The sequence below is a fragment of the Colwellia sp. MB02u-10 genome, assembly GCF_014077185.1.
In the GTDB taxonomy this organism is placed as follows: Bacteria; Pseudomonadota; Gammaproteobacteria; order Enterobacterales; family Alteromonadaceae; genus Cognaticolwellia.
In genome coordinates this window covers 1-635 of record NZ_JACGVK010000041.1, presented here as the reverse complement: position 1 = coordinate 635, position 635 = coordinate 1, and the positions used below count along the sequence as shown (strand labels likewise).

Annotated in this window: 1 protein-coding gene; it reads left to right on the top strand. The window is 40.0% G+C overall.

The annotated features are described in order from the left end of the window. A partial coding sequence (locus H4J59_RS00125; protein WP_259369320.1) for a reverse transcriptase domain-containing protein occupies positions 1-635 on the top strand: 635 nt, incomplete at both ends.

Sequence of the window (635 nt, the reverse complement as noted above, 5' to 3'; positions counted from 1 at the left end):
CATAAACTCGGCTGTAAAATAAACGATAAAGCCTTGATGCGATTGATTGGAAAGTATTTAAGGGCGGGTGTTGTAGATAAAGGGAAACGAGTTCAAACCCAAGAAGGTGTGCCGCAAGGCAGTCCATTATCGCCATTACTTTCTAATATCATGCTTGACGAGCTTGATAAAACGTTAGAAAAGCGAGGGCACTGTTTCGCACGCTATGCCGATGATTTTACCATTTTAGTGAAAAGTCATCGAGCAGGACAGCGTGTTTTAACGAATATTAGTGTGTTTTTACAACGCAAACTCAAATTAGTCGTTAACGAAGATAAAAGTCGTGTTGGCTCAGTAAAAGACACCAAGTTTTTAGGGTTTAGTTTCAAGCGAGGCCAAATACAAATCCACGACAAAGCACTTGTAAAGTTTAAACAACAAGTACGTCGATTAACAAACCGAAATTGGGGGATAGCGATGAAGAAACAAATTATTCATTTAAACCGTTATTTACGTGGTTGGGGTAACTACTTCTTTATAGCCAATGCTTATCAACTATCCGTAGATTTAGACCATTGGGTTCGTCGTAGAATACGGATGTGCTACTGGCGACAATGGCGAAGGCCCAGAACCAAGGTTAGAAATTTACTTAAGCG